The organism is bacterium (assembly GCA_027622355.1).
GTDB lineage: Bacteria > UBA8248 > UBA8248 > UBA8248 > UBA8248 > JAQBZT01.
On sequence record JAQBZT010000200.1, the window covers coordinates 1 to 5,634 of the forward strand.

The window sequence follows — 5,634 nt, forward strand, 5'->3', positions numbered from 1 at the left end:
TCCATGGGAACTTCACGGAAATTGCCGCCGCTGTTCCGCCCGCCGCTCGATTACCCCGAACAGCCCCTTCACGGCCACCTGAAAGTCTCCCTCGCGCGCTGTCCCGACAAGGTCGCCCTGGTGGACGGCGAAATCGAGCTGACCTTCCGCGAGCTGGACCACCTCTCGAACGCCTGCGCCCACGCCTTTCTCGAAGCGGGCATCGCAAAGGGCGACCGCATCGCGATCTTTCTTCCCAACTCGGCCGCCTTCGAGATTGCCTTCTACGGCGCCTCCAAGGCGGGCGCGGTGGTCACCGCCCTCAACCCCTCCTACAAGGAGGGCGAGGTCCGCTACCAGCTCGCGGATTCGGGCGCGAAGCTGCTCATCACCGAGCCCGAAAAAATCCCGCTCATCGAAAGCGTGCGGAAAGACCTCCCCGATCTGAAGGAGATCATCCTCTGGCACGGAGGGGAGAGCGTCTACCCGGACTTCGAATCGTGGATTCTCTCCCGGCCCATCAGCCCGCCGCCCGAGCCCGATCTTGACCTTCGTGAAGATCTGGCTGCCCTCCCCTACTCGAGCGGCACCACCGGGCTGCCCAAGGGCGTGATGCTCACCCACCGGAACCTGGTGACGAACCACTATGTCTTCAACTCAAACCTGCGGATCACCGAGCAGGACGTGGGCCTTTTGTTTCTGCCCCTCTATCACATCTTCGGCTCTTTGCTGATGGGCGGCTTCACCCTCGCGGGGGTGAAGCAGGTGCTGATGCCGCGCTTCGAGGTGGAGGCGGCCCTGCGGCTCGTCGAGGAGCACCGCGTCACGCTCTTCTTCACGGTGCCGCCCGCCCTTCTCGCGATCCTTCACCACCCCCACCTGGAGAGCTACGACCTCTCCTCGCTGCGGTTCATGCTGAGCGGCGCGGCCCCGCTCCCCCCCGAAGTGCGCCATCAGGTGGAAAAGCGCACCGGCGTCATGACCTTCATGGGATACGGCCTCACCGAGACCGCACCGATCACGCACACGAACCCCGAGGACAAGCACCTCATCAAGGCGGATTCCATCGGGCCGCCCTGCTCGGATGTGGAGCAGAAGATCATGGACACCGAAACCGGCGAGAGAGAGCTGCCCGTCGGCGAGGCGGGAGAACTCGTCCTCCGCGGCCCCAATGTCATGAAGGGCTACTGGAAGGCGCCCGAGGAGACGGCGCAGGTCCTGCGCGACGGCTGGTTCTACACCGGCGACATCGCCAAGGTGGACGAGGAGGGCTACGTCTATATCCTCGACCGGAAAAAGGAAATGATCAAATACAAGGGGTTTTCGGTCGCGCCGGCGGAGCTCGAAGCGATCCTCCACCAGCATCCGGAGGTGGCCGACGCCGCCGTCGTGGGAAAGCCCGACGCCGAGGCGGGGGAGATCCCCAAGGCCTTCGTCGTCCCCAAGCCGGAGAAAAATCCCGCCGCCGATGCGCTGATGGCATTCGTCCGGGACAAGGTGGCGGGCTACAAGCAGGTGCGCGAGGTGGAGTTCATCGATCAGATTCCGAAATCCCCCAGCGGGAAAATTCTGAGAAGGATACTCAAGGAGCGGGCCTAAGCCTGTTCTTTTCTCTCTGACGAAGGAACCGACATGAACAGATTGAACGGCGCCGGACTGTTTCTCGAAACGCTCATTGATGAAGGCGTGAACACGATGTTCGGAAATCCGGGCACGACCGAACTCGGATTGATGGACGCCATGGTGAACGAAAAGCGGCTCAACTACTACCTCTGCCTGCAGGAGGGGGTCGCCTCCGCGGCGGCCGAGGGCTATGCGGTCGCCTCGGGGGGGATCGGTGTCATCAACCTCCACGTCGCCCCCGGCCTCGGGAACGCGATGGGAAACCTCTACAACTCCAAGCGCGCCGGCACCCCCCTGCTCGTCACGGCGGGCAACTGGTCCCAGGCGGGACAGTTCTACGAGGTGACGCTCTTCGATGATCTGACCCGCATCGCGGAACCGCACGTCAAATGGTCCTTCGAGGTGCGGCGGCTGGTGGACCTCGAGGCCGCCGTCCGGCGCGCGATCAAGGTGGCGCTCACCCCGCCGACGGGGCCGGTTTTTCTGTCCCTCCCGGGCGACATCATGCTCGAGGCCGCAGAGGGTCTTCAGGGCAAGCCGACCCGCCTCGATCCCCGGTTTTCCGCCTCGGCGGCGAGCATCCGCCAGGCGGCGGAGACGCTCGCCGCAGCCAAGCGCCCCATCATCGTGGCCGGCTCGCGCGTCACCCGCTCGGGGGCGGAACCCGAACTCGTCCGCCTTGCCGAACTGACCGGTGCGAAGGTCTACGGCGAAACCTTTCCGAACACCATCGCCTTCCCGATGGACCATCCCCAGTACGCGGGCGAGCTCGGGCGCTTCGCCAAGCCGGTCCGCCGGGTGTTCGAGGGCGCCGACGCGATCTTCCTCGTCGGAACCGAGGCGTTCATCTTCTCCTATCCGCCCGACCTCTATCCCATCCCCGATGGGGCGAAGGTGCTCCATCTCGACCAGAACCCCTGGGAGATCGGAAAAAACATCCCGACCGACATTGCCCTGTACGGCGATCCGAAGGCGACGCTCCCCGCGCTGATCGAGGAAGTGGAGGGCCGGATGGATGAGGCGGCGCACGGCCGGGCGAGGACCCGCCGGGAGGAAATCGAAAAAGAGGTCGCCGGGGTCCGCGAGAAGGAAACCCCCCGGCGCGCACCTGAAAACGAAAAGGGAATGAACCTCGTCACCTTCCACGCGGCGCTCGGCGAGGGGTTGCCGAAAGAGACCTTCATCGTGGACGAGGCCATCACCGCAGCCGGTTCCGCCTTCCGCCGGGCGATCACCGGCAAGGCCTCCCACCTGATCGGCATCAAGGGCGGCGGCATCGGGATGGGGCTGCCCCAGACGGTCGGGGTCAAGGCGGCGCTTCCGGATCGGAGCGTCGTCGGCGTTGTCGGGGACGGATCGGCCATGTACACCATCCAAGCCCTCTACACCGCGGCCAAATACGACCTGGGCGCGGTGTTCGTCATCGCCAACAACGCCTCCTACCGCATCCTCAAGCAGCGGGTGCTCGCCCTCGACGGGAAGTCAAAAGAGTTCGGCCAGTTCGTGGCGATGGACATCCCGGAGCTGGACTTTCCGAAGCTGGCGGAGTCCATGGGCATGGCGGGGCGGCGCGTCGCGACGGCGGATGACTTCGTGGACACCCTCCGGGAGGCCACCCAAAACGGAAAGCCCTTCCTGATCGATGCGGCGATCTTCGAGGAGGGGGAAGCGCACGGCCTCGTGCCCTAGGCGACTCCCATCTTCGCGGCGAAAGCCTCGAGCGCCTGCTCGAAGCACGCCATCGGCGCGCGGACGATGCCCGCGCCCACTTGGCCCACGCCCGGCTCGCGGTGGGCGATGCCGGTGTTGATGACGGGGGCGAGGCCGGTTTCGATGACCTTGCGGATGTCGATGCCGGCCGGGGTGCCGGCGAAGTTCAGGGCGGGAATGGTCCAGTCGGGATTCTGGGCGAGGGTGATCTCGTACATCGAGCGCGTGTAGCCCTGCGCGGCCGAGGCCGAGCCCGCGCCGACGAAACCGGCTACCGCCGGGGCGGCGGCCATGGCGAAGCCGCCGAGCCCCATGGTTTCGATGATGGTGGAATCCCCCATGTCGGGGTTGGCGTCTTTTTCGCTGAAACCCGGAAAATAAAGGCCTTCCGGCATTTCCACCGGGGCGATGAACCATTCGTCCCCCGTCCCGCTCACCCGGATTCCAAAGTCGGTCCCGTTCCGGCACATGGCGGTGACGACGCTCGCACCCTCGATGTTCCGCACCGGGTCCATGATGGCCTTCCCCATCACCATGGCGATGTTGAGAAAAAACTGATCGTTTCCGGCGATGAACTCCAGAATCGCGGCCGCCTTTTCCGCATCGGGCACCGCCCGGACGATGGCGGGAGCCATCTCGCGGAGGAAAATGCCGGTGCAGGCCACATTCCGCTGATGCATCTCATCGCCCATCGAAAGGCCGCGGGCGACGATGCTCTTGAGCGGCACCCCGCCCCGCTGGCGCAGCGTGTCCGAGAGTGCGGGACCGAGCACCTCGGCGAGCCACCTGAGGCGATCGAGCACCTCCGCATCGTTCCCGCCGAAGCGCATCACCTTGCCGAGGCCCTCGTTGAGGGCGCAGTAGGCCCGGTTCCCGAACTTGCGGTTCTCGACCACCATGACCGGCATGCTCCGCGTCGTCATCCCGGTCATGGGTCCCACGGCGTCGAAATGATGATTCGGATGAAACGTGAAGGCACCCGCCGCCGCCATGTCCGCGGCGCTTTCCAGATCCGGCGCCCAGCCCTCGAGCACGGCGGCGCCGGCGACGGCGCCCCGCAAGGGGCCCGACATCCGCTCCCATCCGATGGGCGGACCCGCGTGCAGGATAACCCGCTCTCCCAAGCCATCGATCACCTCCCCGGTGGGGCGCACGTCGATCAGATGCGGGTCCGCCGAGAAAATGCGCCCGACCGCTTCCTGGTTCGCTTCGTCAATCCAACCCATCGGACACTCCATGCCAGCGCGTCTCGCGTAAATTCTCCGCCACGACCCGCCCGTTTTTGACAACGTAGCGCTTCTCGGGCTGATCGATGATCACGTCCGCATAATTTTCCGAATCGAGGACGACAAAATCCGCCGGGCAACCTTCCCGGATGCCGTAATTCTCGTGAATGCCGAGGGCGCGCGCCGCGTGGTCGGTGAAAAACTTCGGGAGAAGTACCCGCTCGTTCGGCGTCGTCATGTGGGCCACCGAGGCCAGCAGCAACCCGACCTCGAACAGATCGCCGTTTCCCGAGGGGGTGAAGGCGTTCCGGATGTTGTTCGAGGAAAGGGCCACGTTGGCGCCCGCCTCGATGAGCTCTTTCACGCGGGTGAGGCTGCGGAAGCGGGGAGCGGCCGGCCCGCGCCCGCCGAGAAAAAGATCAGTCGCGGGAAGCGGGATAACGGAAATATCCGCCTCGAGGACCCGCCCGATAATCCCCTTCGCCCGCTCGTCATCCATGCTGCCGAGCGAGGTGAGATGGCCCACGGCGACCCGGCCCTGCAGCCCGGCCGCGATGGTTCGCCGGGCCGCCGACTCGATGTCGCGGTACGCGGGGTCGTCGAAAAAATCGAGGTGGAGATCAACGCCGCAGCCGAACTCCTCCGCCAGACGGAAAACGATGTCGAGGTGGCGCTCGGCGTGGTGATCGTTGTAGGGAACCCCGCCGACAAGATCGCCGCCCATCCGCATGGCCGCGCGCATGAGGTCCTCCGTGCCGGGGCGCTGCTCAATGCCCTCCTGGGGGAAGACAACGATCTCGATGTCGGCCACACCGCGGTATTTTTCCCGCAGCGCGAGGGTGGCCTCCATCCCCTTGAGCTGGACGAAAGGATCAACCTCGACATGGGCGCGGAAGCGGGTCGCGCCGTGGCGCAGACAGCTGCGGAGCGCGCGCTCGGACCGCGCCAGGATATCTTCTGCCGTTGCGGATTTCTTGAGCTCCAGGGTGATGGCGATGGCGTCTTCCAGGGTGCCGGTGAGGTTCGGCCGACGCTCCTCGAGATAGGCCTTGTCCAGATGGATATGGCTCTCGATCAGCTCCGGCAAAACCACCCT

The 5,634-nt window shown here is 65.4% G+C and carries 4 protein-coding genes; 2 read left to right on the forward strand and 2 right to left on the reverse strand.

Annotated features, from left to right (window positions below):
* On the forward strand, positions 1–1,578 hold a 1,578-nt coding region (locus tag O2807_11225), incomplete at its 5' end, for a long-chain-fatty-acid--CoA ligase (GenBank protein ID MDA1001069.1).
* A gap of 33 nt (positions 1,579–1,611) precedes the next feature.
* Positions 1,612–3,291: a thiamine pyrophosphate-binding protein gene (locus O2807_11230; GenBank protein ID MDA1001070.1), complete on the forward strand. Its 1,680-nt coding sequence runs from the start codon at positions 1,612–1,614 to the stop codon at positions 3,289–3,291.
* Here the strand turns inward: O2807_11230 and O2807_11235 are convergent.
* On the reverse strand, positions 3,288–4,538 hold the full coding sequence (locus O2807_11235) for a DUF1116 domain-containing protein (GenBank protein MDA1001071.1): 1,251 nt from the start codon (positions 4,536–4,538) through the stop codon (positions 3,288–3,290). The two genes, O2807_11230 and O2807_11235, sit on opposite strands and share 4 nt — an antisense overlap.
* A partial coding sequence (locus O2807_11240) for an amidohydrolase family protein (GenBank protein ID MDA1001072.1) occupies positions 4,525–5,634 on the reverse strand: 1,110 nt, incomplete at its 5' end. The genes O2807_11235 and O2807_11240, both read right to left, overlap by 14 nt.

Excerpts from the sequence above, each read along its gene's own strand:
- O2807_11230 (MDA1001070.1), top strand. The coding sequence starts at position 1,612 with ATGAACAGATTGAACGGCGCCGGACTGTTTCTCGAAACGCTCATTGAT.
- O2807_11235 (MDA1001071.1), bottom strand. The coding sequence starts at position 4,538 with ATGGGTTGGATTGACGAAGCGAACCAGGAAGCGGTCGGGCGCATTTTC.